The 25,195-nt window shown below is 62.9% G+C and carries 4 protein-coding genes; all 4 read left to right on the top strand.

Annotation, left to right across the window (positions count from 1 at the left end):
• Positions 1–57: 57 nt before the first annotated feature.
• Positions 58–2,808, top strand: coding sequence for a glycosyltransferase (locus C0V82_RS22295; protein ID WP_245924309.1), 2,751 nt, complete (start codon positions 58–60; stop codon positions 2,806–2,808).
• 477 nt (positions 2,809–3,285) lie between these two features.
• The gene (locus C0V82_RS22290; RefSeq protein ID WP_102114646.1) at positions 3,286–22,905 is read left to right on the top strand and encodes a cadherin domain-containing protein; all 19,620 of its coding nucleotides are present in this window, start codon (positions 3,286–3,288) and stop codon (positions 22,903–22,905) included.
• Between the two features lie 106 nt (positions 22,906–23,011).
• On the top strand, positions 23,012–24,181 hold the full coding sequence (locus C0V82_RS22285) for a glycosyltransferase family 4 protein (protein ID WP_102114645.1): 1,170 nt from the start codon (positions 23,012–23,014) through the stop codon (positions 24,179–24,181).
• Between the two features lie 17 nt (positions 24,182–24,198).
• Entirely contained in the window at positions 24,199–25,191 is a 993-nt protein-coding gene (rfaD, locus tag C0V82_RS22280) for an ADP-glyceromanno-heptose 6-epimerase (protein WP_102114644.1), read from the top strand.
• Positions 25,192–25,195 lie beyond the last annotated feature (4 nt).

The following is a 25,195-nucleotide window of genomic DNA, read 5'->3' as shown; positions in this document are numbered from 1 at the left end:
TGAACCGCAACGGCATTCAGCTTTTCGTTCCTGTTATCATAGTTTGGTTGCTATGGAATGCGTGACGAGATCGTTATGGGCATGGCTATGCGAATGGACCCGGTGAAATGCCGTTGCCTTCTGGCGGACAACCCCGCCGATGTGACGGCACTTCAGCACATCGCTGGGCATTTATGTGATGCAGGCGACGGGTTGGGCGCGATGCGGCTGATCAGGCGGGCCTATCGCCTGCATGGAAACCAGGATACCTTCATGCGGCAGGCCGAGGCCATGCTGCATGTGGCGCTGAACCAGATCTCTGCGCTGCTGGACCCCGGCCGTTTCGACGAGGCGGCGACCCATCTGGAATGGCTGGCGCAGTTCATCCCGCCCTCCGGCCATCTGGCCCGGCTGCTGGCCACCGTCTGGCTGATCCTGGGACGGGATGGTGACGCCATCGCCATGCTGCCCAAGGCTGGCGTCACCGCCCCCGCTGACAGCGGCATTGCCGTAGCGCTCACGGCGCTGGATACCCACCGCCGCCACTATGGCGTCATCGGAACTGTCGTCATTCCCGCTTTCAAGGCCGCCAGCACCATCGCGGAAAGCCTGGACAGCATCCTTGCAGCACTGGACCATCACCGCCGCGCGTCAGGCCGCGAGGATGCGCAGGTCCATATTGTGGTGGTGGACGATTGCTCCCCCGACGACACGGTGGATGTCGTCCGTGCCTGGGGCCGGGCGCATCCCGACCAAAGCCTGACCCTGGTAGCCAACAACCAGAACCGGGGCGCCGGCCGCGCGCGCAATGCGGGCGTTGCAGCGGCCCTGGGCCCCTATCTCTGGTTTCTGGACGCTGACGACATGTTTCTGGAGCGGCATCTCCATGTCACAGCCGGTGCGCTGGATGCCAATCCGCAGTTGGATTATGTGCGCACCGATATGCTGTTCGACCGGATTGACAGCCAGGTATCCGCCGCCTGGCGCGACGCGTCGATCCGCACATATCCCTGCAATCTCTGCATCCGCCGCGAGGCGCATGCTCGCACCGGCGGCTTTCCGGAGGAAACGCCGTTCTGGCCCGCGACCGCCGATGATGTCGCCTATTCTCGCGCCATCACACAGCAGTTGCAGGGCGTGAAGATCGGTATCAAGACGGTCTTCTACCGGATGAGCCCCGGCAATGTCCTGGACCGGATGCAGGACGAAATGGTCAGCGGTCGCGCACCCGGAGAAGGGGCGCAGGTCGATGGCCGTTTCATGGCCATCGAAATCCTGGTCCGCCGCCGGTTGCAGGCGCTGTCGGCAGGACACGACACCCACGAGCGCAACCGAACCGGGACTGCGACGACCCTTATCAATCTAGCCGGCGAACGGACTGCCGCGGGCGACCATGCGGGTGCCCACGCCTTGCTACGTCAGGCGACGGATATCGATCCACACCAGCACACGGGATGGTTCGAGCTGGGCATGGCATCGCATCGCCTGGCACGCCGGGCGGAGGCGCGATCAGCATTCGCCCGTGCTGTTGGGCTTCGGCCGCTCCTGGCTCCGGCCCGCGTCAATCTGGGACTGATCCTGCTGGAGGATGGCGATGCCCAGGCCGCCCTGCCCCATCTGCGCCGCGCCGTGGAACTGGCCCCCGGCAGTGCGAATGCCCGTTTTCTGCTGGCACGAACCCTGCGCCGGCTAGGGCAAAAGGACGAGGCGGAGGAACATCTGCGTCAGGCAATCGCCAGCGCGCCCACCCAGGTCGAGTATCAGACAGAATGGGCCGGACTGCTGCTGGACAAGGGTGACGGTCTGGCCGCACTGAGTGTCGCCGATGGCGCCATCGGCCTGTCTTCCGGCCACTATGACGCGCATGCCGCGCGGGCCGCAGCGCTGGAAGCGCTTGACCGTAAGCCCGAGGCGCTGGACGCCTGGGAGCGTGCCATCGCCTGCCATGCCGGTTTTGGGGAGGCCTTTACCCGCCGTGCCCTGCTGCTGCTGGAACGGCAATGGGGTCCGCCACCGATAGCCCGTACCGCCGCAGCCAGCCCGGCGCAGCGACTGGCCCTGACAAGGCTGGGGAGCAACGGTCGCTTCGGCAATCAGATCCTGCAATATGGCGTGGCCCGCCTCTATGCCGAACGTCATGGTTTGACTCTGGAAACGCCTCCCTGGGTCGGCAGGCATCTGTTCGATCTGGATGACCCGCTTCCCGGTTCGCCATTACCACGCCTGTCGGAGGAGGAGGCTGGCTTGGCCGCCGGCCTGTCTGCCGATGCAAGGCCGGAGGCGGCCGGACATGATATTGACGGCTATTTCTGTGGCCATACTGGCCCCCTGGCACGACATGCCGCCACCTTCCGTCGCATTTTCACACAAGGGCAGCGGTGGCGCGACAGTTTCCAGGCAGCGCAGGCCCGGCTGCGGGAAACAGGGGAAACTGTGATATCGGTGCATCTGCGCCGTGGCGATTTCGGTTGGGGACCTTTCTGGGTCGCACCGGAAGCCTGGTATCTGGAATGGTTGGAAGCGCTTTGGCCAACCTTGAGCAACCCCGTACTTTATATTGCGACAGACAACCCCGAGCTGATTGCCGCTTTCGCCCGGTACAAGCCCTTACATGCTGCCCTTCTTGGCCTTCCACCCGTACAAGGCGCAGGCTTCCTTGAGGACTTCCATGCTCTTTGCGCCGCGGATATACTTGCGATCTCAAACAGCACCTTCTCCTTTACGGCAAGCTTGCTGAATGACCATGCACGAAGCTTCGTGCGACCCGACCGCACGCTACGCGCTCTGGTCCCCTATGCCCCCTGGGCATCGCCTGTCCTTTTGGGGTAAGCTGTTAGCGTTGGGTAATTTTCTAAGTTAACAAGTACACATTAACGAATTCATATTAAGAAGAAGAAGTCGAGGATTTTGGTTAAAATTTATCTTTTGCTCCCGCCCCTGTGTAGGTGAATAGTTTGCGGGCGGCAGGGCATCTGCCCGATATCTCTTCGTACGCTGTGACATGTATCCCGAAGATATACCTGTAGTCTGCTCCAGTGCTGGTTTTTATGTTTCCGGAGCGGCCGCAATAGGGTAATACCTCAGTATGAATTATCATCCGGTCGAGCTCTGTCGACCGGACCTGTGCCTACACCTTTCAGATAGGGTAGGCACAGCTTTACGGGGCGAGGGACGATTATGGCTGCTGGCGGTACACTGACCCTTTCGGGCGGCGCGGACGTAACCCTTTCGACGGGCACTGTCTATTCCTTCGTAAAAGGCGTCGGTGGCTCCCAAGGCCTTGTGCTCAGCAGCGCCGGTCAGACGATGACCGTCACCAACATCGACCATATTTACGGCGTCAAAAGCGTCACCCCCAAGGAAGTGATCACGCTGGGCAGCACCGGCGGCAATACACTGGGCGTGCAGTACCTCGAAACCATCATCGGCAGCGTGGGGCAAGACGCCCTGAAGATGTCGTCCTTCGGTAACACGATGCTCGTCGGCAACGTGGAAACCCTAATCGGCGCCAGCACGGGCACGGAAATCATCACCCTGTCCGGCACCTCCGGCAACACCGTTTCGATCAGCTTCATCGAATCGCTGATTGGCGACAGTGGCCATGACGTCTCGGTCTCCACTAATAGCAACGGCACCACCACCGTCATCGGCCTGTTTGAAACGATCATCGGCAACGGCGCGCTCGACCTGCTGGCCAGTGTCGGCACGTTGAACGGCAATACGGCCCTGATCATTGGGTACGAGATCGTCCTGGGCCACGGCTCCAAGAACGATGTCTACACGCTGGGTTCCGGCGGCAACACGATGGGCATTTCGTTCGTCGATACGCTGATCGGCGGCAGCGGCTACGACATTGTCACCAATGCCTACAAGTCCGGGACGATCGAGGTCCGCACCGGCGGTATGTCGATGAACGTGTCCGGTATTGAGTATGTGGCCGGCGGCTCCTCGGGCCGCGACATGCTGGTGCTGGCCGATGCCAGCACGACCATCACCATCGCCGATATCGACACGCTTGTCGGGTCCAGCGGCGGCGCCGACGTCGTCACCATTGAGGAACGGCGGACGACGCCGATCTACGGCTCCACGGCCCTGGTCACCGCGACCAGCATGGGCACGATGTTCATCTCCCTGGTCGAAACCCTGATCGGTTCGGCCGGAGCCGAGGTTATCTGGATGACCGCTCCCGGTGCAAGTGCCGGGACCACAATGGCGATCAGCCAGATCGACACGCTGGTTGGCTCATCGGTCAGCGTGAACGATTATGTTATCATCCAGCAGACCGGTGGCAGTACGACAAGCGTCGCGTTGGTGGAAACCCTGCAGGGCACTACGGGCACCGATATCGTCACGATGTCCAAGATCGGCAGTTTCACCAACGAAATGGTGATCCGGGATATCGAAACACTGATCGGCGGCACGGGCACCGACGTCATCTCCTTTACCACCGCCAGCACTCTGACCGTTGCCGCCATCGAAACGCTGACCGGCAGCAGCGGCATCGACAAGGTGCAGTTTGCAGCCACCGACCTCACACAGGCCCTGGTCTTCGATATCGAGACCCTGACTGGTGGCGATCTGAACAATGTCATCACCCTGGGCGGTGCCTCCAAGATCAGCGTTGATATGCTGGGCACGCTCGTTGGCTCGGCCCAGACGGATGTCGTTACCCTCTCCTCCGGGGCGACCGGTCTTGATGTCCGCAGTGTCGAAACGCTGATCGGCAGCAGTTTCTCTGACAGCGTCTATTTTGGTGCAGATGGCACGCTGGGTGGCACTGTTTCCGTGTCCTCGGTGGAAACCCTTATCGGCAACGGCGTCAGCACAGTGGCACTTGCCGGCACCAGCGGCCAGACTGTCACCGCAGCTCGTTTGCAGACCTTGCTGGGTACCAGCGGTAAGGACGTCGTTACGCTGGGTTCCGCCGGCAGCACGACCCAGGTGTCAAACGTCGAGACACTGATCGGGAGTGGCGGCACCAACGTCATCACATTCGATGAAACCGCCGCCACTATTTTCGTTTCTGGCGTAGACACAGTCATTACGTCATCGCAGACTCTGGCCCTGGCCGGTGCCACCCAGACCGTCATTATCGGTGGCGTCACTAACATTCTGAATATGCCGGCCACCGGCGGCAGCAGCAATGTCGTCTTGCCCTTTGAAACCGTGATCGGTAACGCCGGTACTGACATTGTCACGCTGACGCAGACGCAAGGCACGACGCTGGCCGTGCAGTTGCTTGAAACGCTGATCGGCAGCAGCGCCAACGAGGTCGTGACGGTCACCGGCACCCATGGCATCACGATGCAGGTGAGCCAGGTTGAAAGCCTGACTGGCAGCACCGGCGCCGACACGGTGATTTACGGTACGGCAACAACCAGCATGGCCGTATCGGGCGTGGAGACGCTGGTTGGCAGCAGCGGCACCGACATCGTCACCCATCTGGGAACTTCCGGCTTCACCATCGCGGTGTCACAGTTGGAAAGCATTGTCGGCAATGCCGGCACAAACGTCATCACCGATACTGGCAGCCTTGGCGCCACCGTCAGCGTATCCCTTCTGGAAAGCCTCACGGGCGGCAGCGGTGCCGACACCATCCTGCTGGATGCCGCTGGCAACACGATCCTGTTGGCACAGGTTGAAGCCGTCCTCGGCGGCACCGGAGCAGACGTGGTCTCCCTGGCCAGCGGCGGGAGCACGCTGTCCATCTCCAGCGTGGAGACACTGACTGGCGTCAGCGTCGGCAGTGACGTCGTCACCCTTTCCGACACCGGAACGACCATTGTATCCACTGGCGTTGAGACGCTGCTGGGCGGCACTGGTACCGATCTTGTCACCCTTGGCGGCAGCGGCCAGACGGTGACCGTCAGCAATCTGGAATCGCTGGTCGGCAGCGCCGGCAACGACAGCGCCATCCTGGCTTCTGGCGGCAACACACTCACTGTCGCGCTTGTCGAAAGCGTGACGGGCGGCAGTGGAAACGACACCGTTACCCTAACGGGTACCAATGCCAGCACTCTGTCGGTCAACCTGGTTGAAACACTGATCGGCAGCAGCGGCGTTAATACCCTGGCCATCTCCAATACAAATGGCAACACGCTGTCAGTGCGACTGGTCGAAAGCCTGATCGGCAGCGCCGGAATTGACATTGTCTCCGACACCGGCACCAGTGGTTCCACCATCACCATCACAGCGACGGAAACGTTCCTGGGTGGTAGCGGGAAGGACGTTGTCACACTGGGTGGCAGCGGCGCGACCGTGACAGTCGACGGCGTAGAAAGCCTGACCGGCAGCGCTGGCATAGATCTCGTGAATTTCGTGACCTCCGGCGGCACCATTGCAGTGTCGCTGGTGGAAAGCCTAGTTGGCAGCACCGGCAATGATCTGGCGACACTGGTATCCAGCAACGGCAACACGGTTACAGTCACCGGTCTGGAGGCTGTGACCGGCGGAAGCGGCACGGATCGTGTCTCGGTTATCGGCGGCACCGGCGCGACCATCGAGATTGCGCTGATCGAAAGCTTGACGGGTGGCGCTGGAACAGAGGTCGTGACCACCACGACAAGTGGCGTTACGGTGGCCCTGCTCGCGGTTGAAACACTGCTGGGCAATACCGGACAGGATTTCGCGATCCTTGCTGCCGGTGGCAACAGCATTTTCGTCAACAAGGTCGAGAGCGTCGTGGGTGGCTCAGGAAGCGACACCGTCTTCCTTGGCACCGGCGGCAACACCCTTGTCGTGTCGCAGGTGGAAAACCTGATCGGCAATACAGGTGCCGATGTTGCGGTGATGGGTTCCGGCGGCGGTACTGTCACGGTCAGCGATGTTGAAAGCCTGATCGGCGGCAACGGTACCGACGCCGCCACGCTAAGCGGCACCAGCGGCGGCACCTTTGCCGTTTCGCTGATGGAGAGCCTGACGGGCGGCAGCGGCACAGAAACCGTCACCCTGGGCAGCCTGGGTTCCACACTGGCCGTGTCCCTGATCGAAAGCCTGGTCGGCGGGACCGGCACCGATATGGCGGTCCTGGGCGGCACTACCGGTGGAACCTTGTCGGTCACCGGCATCGAAGCCGTCACGGGTGGCAGCGGTAATGATCTGGTGACCATCGACCAGACGTCTGCCAATACCCTGACCGTGTCCCTGGTCGAAGGCGTGCGCGGCGGCAGCGGTGCCGACACGGTGGCGCTGGGTGCCGGCAACAACACGTTGCTGGTCGATCTGGTTGAAAATGTCGTCGGCAATAGCGGCAATGACACACTGCGCCTCTCCGCCAATACCAGCGGCAATGAGGTCACCGTCGCGGCGGTTGAACGGGTGCTGGGCGATGCCGGCAGCACGATCGATCATGTCAAGATGGCCGTGGGCGGCGGCACTATCGCCGTCTCCCTGATCGAAAGCCTGACCGGCACGGTCGGTAAGGATATCGCGACCATCGCCACCAACGGCGGCAGCACCGTGACCGTCTCGCTGATCGACAGCCTGACGGGCGGCAGCGGCACGGATATCGTTGGGATGGGCGGAACCGCCGGTTCCACTATCACCTTCGGCGCGGTGGAAAGCATGACGGGCAGCAGCGGCGCCGACAGCGTAACGCTGGCCGGGTTTGGCGGCACTCTGGCCGTTACGGCGGTTGAAACCATCACGGGCAGTATCGGCAATGACGTCGTCACCGCATCCAGCGGTACCGGCACCACGGTCACCCTGTCGGTCTCGCTGGTCGAAAGCCTGATCGGCGGCGATGGCACTGACATCGCCCTGCTGGCAGGCGGCGGTAATACGATTACCACCAGCCTGCTGGAAACCATTATCGGCAATAGTGGCAATGATACCGTCCTGTTCGGGACAGGCGGCGGCACGGTCGGTGTTTCCGGCGTGGAAAGTCTGGTTGGCGGCAGCGGTACGGAAGTGGTGAGCCTGAGGGATGCGTCGGGCACCATCTTCGTCACGGGCCTGGAAACCGTCTATACCCCCAACGCCACCTATAACCTGGCCGGCGCCACGACCTTCATTGTGGTCAATCCGCCCGACAGCATCCTGACGGTGCCCAGTGCCGCCGGCAATACGGTCAGCGTCGATGCCTACCAGACCATCATCGGTCAGGCCGGCAATGATGTCGTCACCTTCAACCAGGCCTCCACCCTGGCCGTGCGGCTGCTGGAAAGCCTGGTAGGCAGCGGTGGCCGGGACGTGGTCTCGGGCACCGGCACCGACGGGTCCACCCTGTTTGTTTCCAATCTAGAGACGCTGACCGGCGGTTCCGGCCTGGACAAGGTGATCCTGTCGGACAGCGGCAACAGCATGGCGATGAGCTTGCTGGAAAGCCTGACCGGTGGCACCGGTATCGACGTGGCGCTGGCCCATGGTACCGGGGGCTTCACCATGTCGGTGGAGCTGCTGGAGACCATTGCCGGCAATGGGGCCATCAATGTCATCACTGATACCGGGTCCTTCGGCTCCACCCTGTCGGTCAGCGGCCTGGAAACCCTGGTGGGCCATATCGGGCTGGGCATTGATGTGGCGCTTCTGGGGGACGGCGGCACGACATTGCTCGTGGGAGAGTTCAGCAGCCTGGTGGGCGGTACCGCCACCGACATCATCAGCCTGACCACGCATAGCAGCACCCTGTCCTTATCGAGCATTGAAGCCATCATTGGCAACAGTGGTCAGGATCAGGTTACGTTGACCGATGCTGGCGGTGTGACCGTCGCGGTCTCGCTGGTGGAAACCCTTGTAGGTGGCGGCGGTGCGGACCTGGCCACCCTGGGTACGGATGGCAATACCGTCCATATCGGGACTGTGGAATCCATTGTTGGCGGCAGCGGAACAGACAAGCTGTTTGCCCTTGATGGTGGCTCGACCCTCAGCGTGACGGCCATCGAAGTCTTCACCGGCGGTGCGGGCAATGATGCCCTGACCCTAACGGCCGCGGGTGGCAACACCATCACCGTCAGCCTGCTGGAAAGCCTGACGGGTGCCGCCGGTGGGGATGCGGCCGTGCTGGGCGGGGGCGGCAACACCCTCTCGCTCATCAGCATCGAAACGCTGATCGGTGGCACCGGCAGCGATACCGTCATCCTGACAGCGGGCAGCACCATCACCTCTGTGGGTGTCGAAACGCTGATCGGCAATGGCGCCAACACGGTCGTCACCCTTACCGATTCAGACACCAGTGTCTGGGTGCAGGGGATCGAGACGGTCTATAAGCCCAATGGTCCCGACTTCCTAAGCGGTACCGACGTCACCAACGGCACTTGGGTGGTCATCAACGACCAGATCATCAGCCTGCCCAATGCCGGCACCGTCACGGACTACCGCACGGTTGTTGGCAGCGGCGGCACCGACGTGGTGACCTTCACCGTCGCCGCTACCATGGCGGTATTGGCGGTGGAAACACTGATCGGCTCCGGCGCCACCGACGCGGTCACCACCACGGGCCCCAACGGTTCCAATATGCTGGTGTCCGCCATTGAAAGCCTGACCGGCGGTGGCGGTGTCGATCAGATCCGGCTGGACAGCATCGCCGGCACGATCACCGTTTCACAGGTGGAAACGCTCATCGGTGGCACCGCCACCGACACGGTGCTGCTGGATACGTCGGGCAACACCATCGCCATCTCGCTGGTGGACAGCCTGACGGGCGGGTCCGGCAAGGATGTTGTGAGCAGTGTCGGCAGTGGCACCTTCGCCATCAACGCCATTGAGACCCTGGTGGGCGGCAGCGGCACCCAATATGTCACCTCCACCGGCAATGCCGGTTCCACCCTTCTGGTGGATGGGGTGGAGACCCTGGCCGGTGGCGGCGGGACCGACAGCGCGTCGCTGGTCGATGGCGGCAACAGCATCTCCGTCAGTGGGATTGAAACCCTGGCGGGCGGCACGGGCACCGATCTGGTAACCCTGCTGGCGGGCGGCATCACCATCGCCGTCACCGCCGTGGAAAGCCTGGCCGGCGGGTCCGGCAATGATCAGGTGACCCTGGCCAGCAATGGCAATACCCTGACCGCCACGGCCGTGGAACTGTTGGCGGGCGGGGCCGGCACCGACGTGCTGACCATCGGCACCGGCGGCAGCACCTTCGCCATCGCCCTGATCGAAACCCTGACCGGCAGCAATGCCAACGAAGTGGTAACAAGCACCGGCACGGCCGGCGTCACCCTGGCCGTCAGCGCCATCGACACATTGATCGGCGACAGCGGTACTGATGTCGTCACGTTGGACAGCAATGGCGGCAACACGATCACCGTGGCGTTGCTGGAAACCCTGACCACCGGCACAGGCCAGGATGTCGTCCGCTTTGTCGATGGCCGCAACAGCACCATGCTGGCCGTTGGGGTGGAAACGCTGATCGGTGGTTCCGGCACCGACAATGTGTTCCTGACCACGACCGGCACCACGACCACGGTCTCGCTGATCGAACAATTGACCGGCGGGGCGGGAACCGACGCCGTCACCCTGGCCGCCGCCACCACACTCAGCGTGGCCCTGATCGAAACGCTGACCGGGTCGGCCAGCACTGCGGATGCCATCAATGGGATGGGCACGCTGGGCGCCACCCTGGCCGTCAGCAATGTCGAAACCATCATCGGTGCTGGCGGCACCGACATGGTGACCCTGACGGACAACAGCAACAAAACAATCTTTGTCGGCCTGCTGGAGACCCTGATCGCCGGTACAGGAACCGACGTCCTGGGCTTCACCAGCCAAGGCGCCACGATAGCCGTCGCGGGTGTTGAAACGCTGAGGGGCGGTAGCGGCATCGGCATCATCGACGCCGTGACCCTGACCGATACCGGCAACAGCATCAACATCCAGAATCTGGAAAGCCTGACCGGCAGCGTTGGCAAGGATGTGATCACGTTCGTCGCGGGGGGCAGCACCACACAGGTCTCACTGATTGAAACCCTGATCGGCGCATCCGGTACCAACCACATCCACCTGGACAGCCAGGGCAACACCCTGGCATTTTCGTTAGTGGAAACGCTGCTAGGGAGCGGAACCGGTATTGATGTGCTGACGTCCGCAACAACCAACAACAGCACGTACACTGTCAGTTTCATCGAAACCCTGATCGGCGGCAGCGGGGTCGATAAGGCCACCATCGCCAGCGGCGGCGCCACCATGATGGTAGCACTGCTGGAATCCTTGACCGGCGGCGCCGACACCGACGTCGTTAACCTGGACAACCAGGGCAATACCCTTAACGTCATCCTCCTGGAGACATTGATCGGCGGTAGCGGGACCGATGCGGTGACCCTGCGGGCCGGCGGTAACATTATAATGATCGGGGATCTTGAGACGCTGACCGGCGGCAGCGGTGTTGACGTGGTCACCCTGACATCGACCGGCGTCACCCTGGCCGTCTCGTCGCTGGAAACGATCCTGGGTGGTGTCGGCACGGATGTGCTGTTCGCCACCGCCGGGGCCGGCAATAACACCAGCATCGCCGGGATCGAGACGCTGATCGGCGGCACAGGCGTTGATACTTTCACGCTTCGGGGCACCGACGGCAGCACCATGCTCGTCGAAAAGATCGAGTCCTTTACCGGCGGTGCCGGCACGGACGTGATCACCCAGGCCGGCAGCAGCGACAGCACCATCAATGTGAGATCTGTGGAGACGCTGGTCGGCAACAGCGGTTACAATGTCGCCGCTTTGGCCACTGGCGGCAACACGATCACCGTCTCCAGCCTGGAGAGCATCGAAGGCAGTTCCCTAATCGATATCGTCACCCTGGCCGATATCGGCAATTCCGTGAACGTGTGGCGCATAGAGACGCTGATTGCCAGCAGCGGCGTCGATATCATCAATTTCACGCGTAGCGGCACCATGGCCATCTACGCCGCCGAAACCGTGGTCGGCGGTAGTAACAGTGATACCGTTTACCTGAACAGCAGTGGCAACACGCTGACCGTCAGCAGCATCGAAGCCCTGGTCAGCGATGGCAGCGGGACCGATGTGGTCGCCCTCTCGACAACCAGCACCCTGTCTGTCTCCCTTCTGGAAACCCTTATCGGCACCAGCGGAACCGACGGCATCAGCGACATGGGGACCACCGGCGCCACCATGCTGGTATCCTCCGTCGAGACAATGGTGGGCGGCTCCGGTACCGACGACATCACCTTGTCCAGCAGTGGAACTATCTCCGTCAGGTTGCTGGAAACGCTGACGGGTGGCAGCGGTATCGATCAGGTCACTATAATACCAGTCAACGTCACCATGACGGTGTCGATGGTTGAAACCGTGTTCACAATCGGCACCACCATGACGGTGTCTCAGATCGAGGCCATCACCGGCACCACCGGTGTCGATGTCATCACCAACCGCGACACCGGCGGTGGCACCTTGTCGGTGTCCTTGGTCGACACGCTGATCGGTAACGGCACCCGCGACGTCGCCGTCTTGGCCGATGCCACCAGCACGATCTCCCTGGCCGGGTTCGAAGCCGTGGTCGGTGGCAGCGGCAATGACCTTGTCCGCCTGACAAGCAGCACCATGACGGCCAGCCTGGTTGAGACCCTTATCGGCTACAGTGGCGGTGCGTCTGTCATCCTGAGCAGCAGTAGCGGCAATACGGTGACGGTGTCGGCCCTGGACACACTGGTCGCAAGCGCGGGGACTGACGTCGTCACCCTGTCCGGCACCAATAACACCACGCTCGTCGATTTTGAAACCATCACTGGCGACAGCGGTGCGGATGCCATCACTTTGGGCAGCAGTGGTAACACTTTGCTGTTCCAGGCGCTGGAGACGCTGGCCGGTAGCATCGGCAAGGACGTTGTGACCGCCGCGGCCAGCGGCACATTCGCCATCGCCCTGCTGGAAACGCTGACCGGCGGCGGCAGCACGGATGTCATCACCGGGACCGGAACCGGCGGCATCACCATGGCCATGCAGGGCATCGAGACCCTGGTCGGCGGTTCCGGTCTTGATGCCGTCACCCTGACCAGCACCAGCAACAACAATATCCAGGTCTCACTGGTCGAAACCCTGATCGGCAATACCGGCATTGACAGCGTGACGCTGGGCAGCAGCGGCAACCAGATTCTGGTGTCGCAGTTCGAAACGATCATCGGTGGTGCGGGCACCGATGTTGTGACGTTGGAATCCTCCTTCGTCATCGTCGATATCGTTCCGGTTTTGCAAAGCAACGTGGCCATTTCCGATGTCGAGACGATCATCGGCAGCAAGGGTGCGGACACGGCGACCCTGACCAGCGGCAACGATACCGTCACAGTGTCGGTGGTGGAGACAATCGACGCTGGCGCCGGGAATGACCATGTCATCCTTGGTAGTGGCGGCAACACTCTTACTGTCACGAATCTGGAAACGCTCAGTGGCGGCAGTGGCTATGATGCCGCCACGGTGGGCGGCACATCCGGCAGCACCATCAGGATCGAAGCGTTGGAGGAGCTGGCCGGCGGTATCGGCACGGATGTCGTTAACCTCGTCAGTGCTGCGACCGGTGGTGCTACCATGACCGTGTCGCTGGTCGATACCCTGACGGGCGGCAGCGGCAATGACGTACTGATCCTGAAGGGTACGTCGGTTGATCGCGAGGAACTGGACGGCAGCACGACCGTCACCGTGACGCTGGTGGAATCCATCATCACCGTGACCGATGTCGAGAGCGTCACAGGCTCCGGCAGCGCCATCGATATCGTCAAGCTGGGCAGCACCGGCGGCGGCACCCTTAGCGCCATCGGCCTGGAAACCGTCATCGGCAACAGCGGCAACGACGTCGTCACCTTCACCGATACTGGCGCCACCATCCTTGTGTCGGGCCTGGAGACCGTCTATACGCCGACCGAGACCTTGTCGCTGGGCGGTGCCTTGACGACGGTCACCATCTTCGTGCCCGCCACCATCCTGTACTTGCCGTCCGCGGGTGCGACGGTCAGCGTGGATGCTTATCAGACCATCGTGGGTGACGTCGGCAAGGATGTCGTCACGCTGAACAGCACCCGCGGCTCCAAGGTGGCCGTGGAACTGCTGGAAACCCTGACGGGCAGCAACTTTGTCGAAAATGTCACCCTCTCCAGCAGCAGCGGCTCCACCATGCTGGTGTCGCTGCTGGAAACGCTGACGGGCAGTACCGGCCGCGACGTGGTCAAGCTCGACTCCGGCGGCAATACCCTGGCCTTCTCGATGCTGGACGTGATCCAGGGCGGGGCTGGCACGGATACAATCAGGGCGCTTTCCGGCTCCGGCTTCACCACGTCGGTGAGCCAGCTGGAAACCTTCGTCGGCAATGGTAGCGTCAATGTCGTGACCTCCACCGGGTCCGGCGGCAGCACCATGACCGTCTCCCAGCTGGAGACGCTGGTGGGCGGTGCCGGCCTAGATATCGCCACGCTGTCGGCCAGCAGCAGCATGGCCGTCTGGCTGCTCGAAACCATCATCGGCAGCTCCGGTGCCGACATGGTGACGGTCACCACGCTGGGCGCATCCTCGGGCGTCACGGATGCCTATCTGGACGGTCAGGCCGGGAACGACACCCTGGTCGGCGGGGCCGGCAATGACACGCTGATCGGCGGCGACGGCATCGACACGCTGACGGGCGGCGCTGGCATCGACCTGTTCGATGTCGGCAATGGCGACACGGTCACCGACATCGCCGAAACCGAGAAGTTGCGCATCAGCGGTTCGGTCTTTGCCGAAAGCCAGATGAAGCTGACCGCCAGCGGCAGCGACACAATCCTGAGCTACGCCAGCAACCAGATCACCCTGACCGGTCGCTCTGACCTGACGATGAACAATCTATACATAACGAATATAGCTGGGTCGACATTTATTACAGTAGACACAACGAAGCCAACAGCAATATCGGCGAATATAACAAATTCACCGTTGGCGAATAGCTCTTCATTGACCTATAAAGTCATTTTCTCAGAGGAAGTTACTGACGTAGACTCTTCAGATTTCATTATATCTGACATTTCGGGATTCAATAGGCCGATTAATTACAATATTTCTTCTGTAACTGGAAGTGGCACCACTTACACAGTTACACTCGACGGCATCAGTGGCGAGGGCATTCTCCGATTGGATGCTCAAGCTACAGACGTTAAGGATCTGGCAGGGAACAATGGCACACTGGTGTTTAAGGGCGATACCCACGTTGTCGATACCGTCGCTCCCGCCAATGTTTCGGGTTCATTAGTACTGGTCCAAGAAGGAGCAGAAACGGGTAGCATTGTTGGAACGGTGACCGCCGTCGATGTCAGAGAACTCGCGTTCAAACTGATCGATGACGCGGGTGGACGCTTCAGCATCGACAGCAGCACTGGCATTGTAACTGTCGCTAATGGCAAGTTGTTGGATTATAACAAAGCCATCAACCACGACATTATTGTTGAGGTTTCCGACGGCCATCTGAAGACTGAGCAGACGCTGAAAATTAACCTCACGAATGTGCCCCCGGCCGTCCCGACCGATACGGATAGCGCGCCCAACAGCGTCCTCGAAGGTGTAGCAGCCGGCACAGCCGTTGGTGTGACGGTCAATGCCGTCGACAGCAGCAGTGCGGCCCTGATCTACAGCCTGACGGACGATGCTGGCGGTCGCTTCCAGATTGATGCCAAGACCGGTGTGGTCACAGTCAAAGATGGCACGAAGCTCGACTTCGAGAGGGCATCCAGCCACACAGTCATCGCGCATGTCAGCGACGGGCTTTCCGGTATCAGCAACCAGACCTTCACCATCAATGTCGCGAACGCACCGCCCACCAAGTCGGTGGACGGCGACAGCACCGCTAACAGCGTGGCGGAAGGGGCCAAGGCCAGCACCCTGGTGGGGATCACTGTCAAGGCGACCGATCCGGGCAATACCGTGGTCACCTACAGCCTAACAGATGACGCCGGTGGCCGCTTCCAGATCGACTCCAAGACTGGTGTCGTATCCGTCAAGGATGGCGAGAAGCTGGACTTCGAGGCTGCGGCCAGCCATGCGATCACTGTGCAGGCAAGCGACGGTAAGGGCGGGCTGAGCACCGAAACCTTCACCATCGACCTGACCAATGTCGTGCCGACCACCCCGGTCGATGATGACAGCATGGCCAACAGCGTGGCGGAGGGTTCCAAGGCCGGCAACAGCGTCGGCCTGACCGTGAAGGCCACGGACCCTGGCACCACGCCGGTGACCTACAGCCTGACCAACGATGCCGACGGACGCTTCCAGATCGATGCCAAGACCGGCGTCGTGACGGTGAAGGATGCCGACAAGATCGACTTTGAAACGACCACCAGCCATTCCATCACGGCCCAGGCCAGCGACGGCAAGGGCGGGATCAGCACCCAGACCTTCACCATCGCCGTCACCAATGCCCCTCCGACAGCCCCGGTCGATAAGGACAGCGCCGCCAACACCGTGAAGACGGGGTCCGCCGCCGGTACAACGGTCGGCATTACCGCCTCTGCAACCGATCCCGGCAACAGCGTCGTGACCTACAGCCTGCTGGCCGATGCCGGCAGTCTGGTGGCGATTGATGGCAAGACCGGTGTCGTCACTGTCAAGGAAGGCGCGAACTGGACCGGTGTCCTTTCCGGCGATCGGACCGTCACCGTCCAGGCCAGCGACGGCAAGGGCGGCCTCAGCCAGGAAAGCTTCACCCTGGCCGTGCAGGCCCAGACCAAGGCGCCCAGCGCCCCGGCTCTGGCCACAGGCAGCGATACCGGCATCTCCAGCAGTGACGGGATCACCAAGCCCGGCAGCCTGGTCATGACCGGCACGGCGGAAGCTGGTGCCAAGGTCAGCCTGCTGATCGGCGGCACCGCCAGCGGCCTGACCAGCGTTGCGGACGAGAATGGCGCCTACAGCTTCACCATCGACGCTGCCGCCACGGCCGGCACACTGAGTCTCAGCGCCACGGCCACCGGCAAGTCCGGTCTGGTGAGCGAGGCCAGCACCGCCACCACCGTCACCATCGACGGTCGCCCCCCCAGCGTGACCGGCCTGGCACTGGTTGGCACGCCGGCACCCGACAGCACCAGCCTGACCTGGCGGGTCAGCTTCTCCGAAGCGGTAAGCGGCGCGACCGCCGCTGCCTTCGGACTGGCCACGACCGGCACAGCGAAGGGGAGCATCGGTTCCGTCAGCATTGTGGACGCACAGACCATCGAAATCACGGCTACCGGCCTGACGGGCGGCGGCACCGTGACACTGACGATGGATGGAAGCCGCATCACCGACATCGCGGGTAACAACGTCGCGGGTTCGGCGTCCAGCACACCCTTCATCATCGGCCAGAGCCAGATCACGGCCACGGGCCTTTCGCGTGAATTGTCCTATGTGGAGGATAGCGGCGCCATCTCGCTGGCCGGTGCCAGCCTGACCGCGGCCCCCAACGCCGCCCTGACAGCGACCCTGACCCTGGCCGACCCGACCACGGGTCGGATTGAGGGCGGTGGCAGCTATGACGCCGCAGCCGGCGTCTGGACCGCCATCGGCACCATGGCGCAGATCAATGCGGCACTGGCAGCTGCCAGCTTCGTGCCAGCCTTGAACAATGACAAGGCGACCAGCATCAGCCTGCTGGTCACCGATAACATTGCCGGTAACGCGCCTGTCGGCGGCACCATCACGCTGGCTGTGACGCCGGTGAACGATGCGCCGGTGGTCGGGACGGCCATCAGCAACCAGAACGCCATCGAGGGCAAGGGCTTCACCTTCGCCCTGCCCGCGACAGCCTTCAGGGATGTGGACACCAATGACACGCTGACCTTCTCCGCCACGGTGGCCGGAGGCGGCGCCCTGCCCGCTTGGCTGTCCTTTGACGCAGCCACCGGCAGCTTCAGCGGCACGCCCGGCTTCAACGATGCCGGGGCGCTGGGGATCACCGTCACAGCTACCGACAAGGCCGGTGCCTCTGTCGCACAGAACTTCACCGTCACTATCGCCGACGTCAACCAGGCCCCCGTGGCCAAGGATGACACTGGCACTGTCCGTGAAACTGGCTTCCTGAACGGGTCCGGCCTGCTGGATAACGACACCGATATTGATCTGGGCGATACCCGCACCATCATCGGCGTCAATGGCGACGGTGCGGTCGGCAGCCTGATTACCCTGGCCTCCGGGGCGAAGATCCAGGTCAATGCCGATGGCACCTACACCTACGATCCCAACGGCGCCTTCAAGTCGCTTCCGCTGGGTGGCAAGGGCCAGGACAGCTTCACCTACACGATCGCTGACAAGGGCGGCCTGACCTCCACGGCCACCGTTACCATCACCATCGATGGTGAGAATAACGACCCGGTCATTCAGGCCCCCAAGCAGGTGATCATCGCCAAGAATTCCGGTGCCATCGGCCTGTCCATCGACATGCCCGTGGACCCGGATGGCAACCAGTTGTTCGTGACCATCGGGGAACTGCCCAGCCATGGTGTCCTGCAATATGCCGATGGCCGTGCGGTTGCGGCGGGTGCCGTGGTGTCCGCCACGGAACTGGCGGGCCTCACTTTCCGTGTCGATCCCGGCTTCGCCGGATCGGCGGGCCGCGTCACCTACTCCGTCAGCGACGGGCAGAAGGACATTGCCAGTGCGGTGGACATCACCATCGCCGAGGAACAGCTGATCGCCATTGGCGTCACCGGCGGCGCCCCGTCGGTCCAGGTGGAACCGACGGGCGACGGCTTGGTTGCCTATCGCTTCACCATCAGCCGCAGTGCCGGTCAGACCCCCGCCACGGATGGCACGGTCAGCGTCGGCTGGCGCATTGATGAAGGCGGCGGCATCGACCGGTTCGACTTCGCGGGCGACGCACTGCCCTCCGGCACGGTCACTCTGGCACCCGGTCAGTCCAGCCAGGAAATCACCGTCCTGGTGAAGGCCGATGCCCTGAACGAAGGCGACGAAACCTTCACGGTCAAGCTGGATAGCCTGTCCTCCTCCGGCCTGGTGCTGACCCCGCGCATCAACGACCCGTCCAGCGTGTCCGGCACCATCCTGGATGGCGCACGCGACCGTCTGCCGCCGCAGGTCACGGGTATTTCCGCGCCCGCTGCCGGTACCTATTTCCCCGGCGACAGCGTGGAAATAAGCCTGAGCTTCAGCGAGGCCGTGACTGTCGATGGCACGCCGGCCCTATCCCTGCTGGTCGGCTCTGCCAACCGTCAGGCGGTCTATGTTGGCGGCTCAGGCGGTTCGGTCCTCACCTTCCGCTATGTTGTCGGTGAGGGCGATCTGGATAGCGACGGCATCTCCGTCGCCGGCAGCATCGTCAATGCCGGGGCGATCAAGGATGCGGCAGGCAACGCCGCGCTGGCCGACTTCACCCTGTCGGGTGCCGATTTCGGTGGTGTGGTCATCAACTTCGTGCGCGGCAAGACCGTGGACGGCTATATCAGCGGCGCCACCGTCTTCGCGGACGCCAATGGCAATGGCGTCCTGGATGCCGGCGAGGCGTCGTCGGTCACCGATGCGACCGGCAACTACACCATCGGCGGCGGCAGCGGTGCCTATGTCATGGTGGGCGGCACCGACATCTCCACGGGTCAGGTCTTTGACGGTGTCTATGAGGCACCGTCCCGCGCCACCGTCATCAACCCGCTGACCAGCGCCATTGTCGGCCTGGCCGGCCGGCAGGCAACCGCGTCCGCCAATCTGGCGGCGGCGGCACAGCTGAAGACGGCACTGGGTATCGATGCGGGTCTGGATCTGCTGAATATCGATCCGCTGCAGGCGGCGACGGCATCGGGTGCCAGCCCCGCACAGGTGGCCTCTGCCGTGAAGGCCCAGGCCGAAGCGGTCAAGATCGCCAACCTGATCGTGGAAGGGGCAGCCGTGATGAACGGTGCGGCCACCACCACGCTGGCACCGGGACAAGCGGGTCAGGCAATCCTGGACGCGCTGGCCGATGCCATCCGCGCCCTGCCGACCGGTTCGACCCTCAATCTGGCCGACGCGGGTACGCTGGCCGGCATCCTGCGCGGCGCTGCCGCCCGGCTGCCGGGCGTCGATGCCGGCAAGGTCGGGGCCGTTGCCGCCAATGCAGGCACCATCATCGGGGCCGGCAACGCCCAGGTGAATGCCGCCGCCCTGCTGAGCGATCCGCTGGCGGCCCTTACCGCCATCGCCCGTGTCCAGGTCGTGGCCCAGACGACGACCGTCACCGCCCTGCGGAACGGCACCGCCGCAGGTAACCTGGACGCCGCCGTCACCGCCCTGACGGGCAGCAATCTCGACACGGCGGTGGCGGGCGCACAGGTTGGAACCGTTGTTCCCACCCGTCTCTCCATCACCGCAATCGACACCGCGAAGGCGGAAGGCGACAGCAGCTTCACCAACTTCACCTTCCAGGTTACCCGTACGGGCAACAATCTGGGGGCGGCCACGGTCGATTATCGGGTCAGCGGCAATTCCGGTCTGGATGCTGCCGATTTCGGGGGTACCCTGCCCGCCGGCACCGTCAGCTTCGCCGCTGGCGAGACGGTGAAGACCATCACGATCCGGGTCACGGCCGATACGGTGATCGAACAGGACGAACGGTTCACCGTCACCCTGTCCAACCCGTCGTCCGGCATGGACATCCTGGTTGCCCAGGCCAATGCCACCATCCTGAACGACGATCCGGCCAATCCGCGGCTGTCTATGCCGGCAGCCACCGCCATCCTGGCGGGCCGCAGTAGCGTGGTGGGCGGTATCATGGTTCAGGCTGCGCAGGGTGGCACCGTTACCGTCACCCTGATCCCCACCGGTGGTGCCATCACCCTGGTGGGCCCGGCAAGCCAGAGCCGGGGCAGCGGGGCCGTCACCCTGACGGGTACGCTGGCCGATGTGAATGCCACTCTGGCGGGCCTGTATTTCACGCCCGACAGCGGCAGCACTACAGGCAGCATCCAGGTGGTGGCCGGCAACGGCACCGTCCCACGCAGCGACGTGGCGACACTGGACGTGCGGGTGGCAACGGCGCCAGAGAATATCCTGCCCGTCAAGCCGCTGGTGGTCGCCGGCATTGCGGGTGAGATCATCGGTGTCAGCGTCTCCGACACGGACAGCCCGACCCTGACCGTCACCTTGACCCCCACCGATGGATCGGTTTCCGTGACCGCGATGGGCGATGTCAGTGTGACACGCAACGATAGCGGTGTACTGGTCCTAACCGGTTCCACCGCTGCGGTTAAGCAGTCACTGGCGACGATGGAGTTCACCGGCGTGCAGGGCAAGCCGGGCGCCTCGCTGCGGATCGAGACGGATGATCACGACCCTGTCACACCTAATGACAGCGACCTGATCCTGATCGAGGTGTTGCAGCCGCCGCAGACTGTCATTCCCGATGGAGTCACCATCCCGCGTGGGACCGCGTCGGCAGTCACGGGCATCAGCGTCACTGACACCGACAGCCCTGTCCTGTCCGTCACGCTGACCCCGACCAGCGGTACGGTGGCCCTGACCGCCGTCGGCACCGCCACCCTGACCCAGGTGTCCAACACGGTGATCCGCGTCACGGGCAGCGTGGCCGATGTCAACGCGACCCTAGCAACGCTGCTGTTCACCACGGTTGACGGGGTGGAGACGGCACAGCTGCTGGTTCAGACCTCCGATCTGGATGCCCGCACCATGGACAGCGAGAAGCTGCTGACCATCCGTGCGGTGGACGATGTGCTGCGCCTGCCGGCCTCCGGTGCGACGCTCAGCCTCGACCGCTATGCAACGGTCATCGGCAACATCGGCCAGGATATCATCACCCTGGCCCGCCCGACCGGCACCACCATCGCCGTGACGCAGCTGGAAACGCTGATCGGCAGCGCCCAGAACGACCTGGTGACCAGCACCGGCAGCGTGGGTTCCACGATGAGTGTGGAAATGCTGGAAAGCCTGACCGGCTCTCCGGCCACCGATCTGATCTATCTGGGTGGCGCCGGCAGCACCATCTGGATCCAGCAGATCGAGGAACTGGTGGGTAGCCGTGGCCGTGACCGTGTCACCCTGGGCGATGTCGGCAACAGTATTGCCGTCTCCGGCCTGGAGACGCTGATCGGTGGGCGTGGTCTGGATCAGGTCACGCTGGCCGGCGCCGGTGCCACCATCTCCGTGGAAGGCATCGAAAGCCTGATCGGCGGCAGTGGCACCGACTTCGTCTTCACCGGTGCTGTGGGTGGTACGCTGTGGGCCAAGGGCATTGACGTCCTGGTCGGCGGCAGCGGAATGGATGCGGTCCGTCTGGCCGACGGTGGCAACAGCCTGCTGGTCCGTGGTCTGGAGACCCTGACCGGCGGCAATGGCACCGACATCGTCACAATCGGCAATAGCGGTGCCACGATGCTGGTCAGCGGTATCGAAACCCTGATCGGTGGCGCATCCAAGGAAGTGATCACCCTGGGCAGCCAGGGCGGTACCATCCGCGTGAGCGGGGTGGAGACCCTGACGGGTGGCAACGGGGCGGATATCGTCACCGTGGCCGACGCCAAGGCCATCCGCTTCGAAGGCGGGGCCGGGGCCGACCAGATTGCGCTGGGGACAAGCCAGGTGGCAGACCAGATCGTCTACCGCAATGCCGGCGACGGTGCGGCAGCGGGCGCCAACACAGGCTTCGACCGTATCACCAACTTCCAGACGGCACTGGACAGTCTGGTACTGGTCGGCAATCTGCGCAGCCTGCTGGACCGCAACGGCGACGGTGTGGTCCAGGGGGGAGACCGGACAACCGGACAGGTCGATATGGCCAATGACGAGGTGGTCCGCCTGACCACCACGAGCAGCAGCCTGACCGATGACAGCCTGATTGCCATCCGTACCGCCATCGGTGCTCTGAAGAACCCGCGTGCCGGCGGCAGCGTCATGGTCCTGGCCAGCGACGAGACCGATACCGGGATCTACATGGTCACCAAGACCAATGGAGAGCAGAGCATCACGTCCGGGGAGATCAAACTGCTGGGCGTCGTATCCACCGCCAAACTGAACAGCAGCAACATCTCCTTCGGGGGATAAGGCCAGATGCTGACAAGGGGGCTGACCGGTGCCAAGCTGCCGGTCAGCCCCTTTTTTCTACGGGCAGTAAGGCTGGGCATAGTGGTAATGGCTTCGGGGACGGGACTTGGCGCGTAATCTGGCATTGACCTGGCAGTTGACGGAAATCCATGGCTGGGGCCTGGTGGGTGTCCATACGGCCCTGTGTCTGGTGGACCGCAACCAGCCGCCGCTGCTGCTGGAAAAGCCGGCCTTCATCACCATGCGCGCTTCCACGCGGGAGAAGCTGGAACCGCTGATGGATGGCTATCATCAGATTTCCGCCCTGTCCGCCAAACATGGTGGAAAGAAGCTAAAGCTGCATGACTGCGCAGCCCTGCATGCGTTGGGTAACAACTTCGAACCCGGCCCCACCAGCAGCCTCTATCATGGAGAGGCCAATATCGGCGTGATCGCGTTCGAGGATACAAGTTTAGACAAGGCCACCTTGGAACGCGCCCGCCAGTATGACCGCATCATCGTCCATTCCTCCTACAATAGCGGCCTGCTGGCCGAACGTGGCCTGCGCGACGTACGGGTGACCTTTCAGGGCGTGGACCCGTCGGAATTGCCGCTGCTTCCGCGCAGCGGCCTGTTCGGCGATCGGTTCGTGGTGTTTTCCGGCGGCAAGATCGAATATCGCAAGGCACAGGATGTGGTGCTGGCCGCGTTCCGCATTTTCCACAAGCGCCACCCTGACGCCCTGCTGATCACCGCTTGGCACAATGCCTGGCCGCACACGTCCGCGGACATTGCGGAATCGCCCCTGGCGGTGCGGGCGCCACGCATCGACCCCGCCACGCACCGCCTGCGCATCACCGAATGGGCGGCGGATCATGGCGTTCCCACCGATGCCTTTGTCGATCTCGGGTTTCTGACCCGTGCCCAGATCGCACCCATTCTTGCCGAATGCAATGCCGCTCTGTTCCCCAACCGGTGCGAGGGGGCGACCAATCTGGTGGCGATGGAGGCCATGGCCTGCGGCGTGCCCGTCATCCTGTCCGACAATACCGGCCATCGCGACCTGATCCGTGACGGCAATTGCCTACCGCTGCGTCAGCAGATACCCGTTCCCAACCCGCGCGGCGCGCGCCAGGGCTGGTGCGAAAGCTCGGTGGATGAAGCGGTGGCCCATCTGGAAACGCTCTATGCGAACCGGCGGGAGGCGCGGACCGTCGGCGACCGGGGCAAGATTTTCATCCGAACCGAACGTACATGGCGGGATTTTGCGGAAAGCTTTATTGATGCGGCAGCTTGACCAGCAGGTATGACGCGATGACCGGCTTGATTCTCATTACCGGCGGGGCCGGCTTCATCGGCTCCAACCTCGTCGCGGCCCTGGCCGCGCGCGGGGAAGAGGTGGTGGTCTGCGACCGGCTGGGGTCCGGCGACAAATGGCGCAATCTGGCCAAGCATCTGGTGACCGGGTTCGTGGAGCCGGATCAGCTTGCGTCCTTCCTGGTGGCCCGCAGCGGGTCGGTGAAGGCCGTGCTGCATATGGGCGCCATCTCGGCCACCACGGAAACCGATGCCGATCTGATCGTCGAGACGAATATCGGCGTCTCCACCCTGCTGTGGGATTGGTGTACCGCCCATGACGTGCCCCTGATCTATGCCTCCTCCGCCGCCACCTATGGCGATGGCAGCAAGGGCTTCTTCGACGATAATGACCCGGCAGCCCTGGCGGCTTTGCGCCCACTCAACGCCTATGGCTGGTCGAAGCTCGCCTTCGACCGGTTCGTGATTGATCAGGTGCGCCGGGGCCGCCGCCGCCCGCCGCACTGGGCCGGCCTGAAATTCTTCAATGTCTATGGCCCCAACGAATATCATAAAGGCGAGATGATGAGCGTGGTGGCCAAGAACCACGCCATCGCCGCTACCGGTGGGCGCGTGCGCCTGTTCAAGTCGCACCGACCTGATTATGCCGATGGCGGACAATTGCGGGACTTCGTCTATGTCCGCGATTGCGTGGATGTCGTACTCTGGCTACTGGACCATCCTGATGTCAGCGGCATTTTCAATGTCGGCTCCGGTCAGGCGCGATCCTTCGCCGATCTGATCACGGCTTTGTACCGTGCTGTGGGCCGCGAGCCGACCATCGACTATGTCGACATGCCCGATCATCTGCGCGCCAAGTACCAGTATTTCACCCAAGGTAAGCTGGACCGGCTACGCGCCGCCGGCTACACGGCCCCCATGACGGGACTGGAGGATGGGGTGACAGACTATGTCCGCCACTTCCTGTCCCAGCCCGACCCCTACAGGTAACGCG

This window comes from Niveispirillum cyanobacteriorum (assembly GCF_002868735.1).
GTDB classification, from domain to species: domain Bacteria; phylum Pseudomonadota; class Alphaproteobacteria; order Azospirillales; family Azospirillaceae; genus Niveispirillum; species Niveispirillum cyanobacteriorum.
Note: the sequence above shows the minus strand (reverse complement) of the source record. Positions and strands in the feature narration are given on the sequence as shown.